The 1,887-nt window shown below is 66.1% G+C and carries 3 protein-coding genes; 1 reads left to right on the forward strand and 2 read right to left on the reverse strand.

Going from position 1 to position 1,887, the window contains the following annotated elements; genetic code table 11:
• Positions 1-703 (forward strand): ABC transporter permease subunit (locus tag ACFWI9_RS34035; RefSeq protein ID WP_387169111.1); only part of this gene is annotated, 703 nt, incomplete at its 5' end.
• Here the strand turns inward: ACFWI9_RS34035 and ACFWI9_RS34040 are convergent.
• Both ACFWI9_RS34040 and ACFWI9_RS34045 read right to left on the reverse strand, forming a co-directional pair.
• Positions 684-959 carry a DUF397 domain-containing protein gene (locus tag ACFWI9_RS34040; RefSeq protein WP_387169114.1) on the reverse strand — a complete coding sequence of 92 codons (276 nt, stop codon included), beginning with the start codon at positions 957-959 and terminating at the stop codon, positions 684-686. The two genes, ACFWI9_RS34035 and ACFWI9_RS34040, sit on opposite strands and share 20 nt — an antisense overlap.
• A complete protein-coding gene (locus ACFWI9_RS34045) occupies positions 959-1,777 on the reverse strand; it encodes a helix-turn-helix domain-containing protein (RefSeq protein ID WP_387169117.1) in 819 nt (272 codons plus the stop codon). The genes ACFWI9_RS34040 and ACFWI9_RS34045 overlap by 1 nt, the downstream gene beginning before the upstream one ends.
• Positions 1,778-1,887: the final 110 nt, after the last annotated feature.

Genomic DNA, 1,887 nt, shown 5'->3' on the forward strand with positions numbered 1-1,887 from the left:
GCACGACGAGTGGACCAAACTCAGTAAGCTGCCCAGCACTTGGTGGATACTGGCGGCAACGGTGGTACTCACGGCGGCGATCGGCGCGGCGGCGGCCTCGTCGGTGACAACCCGCCTCTGCCCGGCACCGTGCCACGCCCCGAACACGGTCAATCTGAGCCTCAGCGGCATCCAGTTGAGCCAGGCGATCTGCCTGGTCCTCGGCACGCTGTCGATCGGCGCGGAGTACAGCACGGGCACGATCCGTACGACGCTCACGGCGATGCCGGGGAGGTGGCGGGTACTGGCATCAAAGGCGGCGACCCTGTCAGCCCTGACGGCGCTGGCGGGAACCCTGTCGGTGCTGGCCGCCCTGGCCCTGGCCCGCCTGATCCTCCCGACCCCGCCGGACGGCGACGCGTCGCTCCGCGCGGCGGGCGGCTCGATCCTCGTCCTGGTCCTGGTGACACTCCTGGGCCTGTCCCTGGCGACCCTGCTCCGCGACACGAGCGGCGCGATCACCCTGGGCCTGGGCGTCCTCTACGTCGTCCCGCTCCTGTCCCAGCTCCTCAACTCCCCGACCTGGCGCCACCGTTTGCAGCACTGGGGCCCCGTGCCGACGAGTCTGCCGACGGATCTCTGGCCGGGGCTGGGGGTGTTGGCGGCGTACGCGGTGGGGTTGTTGGCGGCCGGGGGAGCTGCGTTCAGACTGCGGGATGCGTGACGGTGTCGAGGAACGTGGACCACGGCCCGGGCGCGCGGGTGTGTTGGGCCCCGCCAGCGACCTTGGAGTCACGGACGTGGATAGCGGCGGGGTGGGCGGCGACCTCGATGCAGTCTCCGCCCTGGCTGCCGCTGTAACTGGACTTCCGCCAGGCATAAGCGACTTCGATGCAGTTGCCGCCTTCACTGCCGCTGTAACTGGACTTGAACCACGCCAGGTCGCCCGAGCGGTCGTACAGCCGTGCTGCGGTGTTCATTACTCTCCTAGCAGTCTCTCCAAGAGACCCGCACTCTCGGAGGGAGAGAGGGCCTGTGACCGCAGCATTCCATACTGCAGGTGGTAGTCGCTGACCTCATTCGGATCATCTACCAGGAAGCTAGCGCGCTGTACTTCCAGCCAGACCAGGCGATCGTGGTCGGGTGTCTCCAACAGCACCATGGGACCGTCGAGACAGGCGTGCGGAGTTCGGTCCATCGGCATGATCTGCATGCTCATGTGCGCGGGCTCGGTGAAGTCCAGGATCTGCTGGATCTGCGCACGCATCACCTCCGGGCCGCCGACCTGCCGCCGTAGGACGCTCTCCTCGATGATGAAGTGCCCGACTGGCGGCACCTCCCGCTGCCAGATCTCCTGCCGCCGCATCCGGCTGTCCACCCACTGCTCGGCCGTCTCGTCCCCGATTGCTGGATACCGGAACTCGAAGAGTGCGCGACAGTAGTCCCTGGTCTGGAGGAGCCCAGGAACCACGAGGCTTTGGTACGACAGAATGCTGAGTGCCCCCTGCTCATTGTCTACGAGCCCTTGCACGAAGGTGGGCATCCGTTCCCGTACCGGCAACTTGTCGACCAGGGTGAACAACACCTCACCCGTGTTGAGCAGTTCATCGAACTCGATGGCCCGATGATCCGGCAGCGCAAGCCTTCCCTGCTCGTACGACCTGATCGTGTCGATGTGGAGGTTCGCGACCTCGGCGAACCGTTCCTGGGTGAGCCCGGCCTGCCTCCGGAAGTGGGCGACCAGCCCGCCGACCGCCTGCCAAGTACCGACCTTCTTGGGCCTCTTAGCCGATTGCATGCGTGTCCCTTTCCCCCGCGCACACCCGAAGTCGTCGTAGTGAGGTCGTAGAGAAACGGAATACGACCTCACTCACTGACCCACGATAGTGACTGCCTGTGACAGTGGCC

It is taken from the genome of Streptomyces sp. NPDC127084, assembly GCF_042724175.1.
GTDB lineage: Bacteria > Actinomycetota > Actinomycetes > Streptomycetales > Streptomycetaceae > Streptomyces.

Coding starts and splice junctions, on each gene's coding strand:
- ACFWI9_RS34040 (WP_387169114.1), bottom strand. CDS start 959: ATGAACACCGCAGCACGGCTGTACGACCGCTCGGGCGACCTGGCGTGG.
- ACFWI9_RS34045 (WP_387169117.1), bottom strand. CDS start 1,777: ATGCAATCGGCTAAGAGGCCCAAGAAGGTCGGTACTTGGCAGGCGGTC.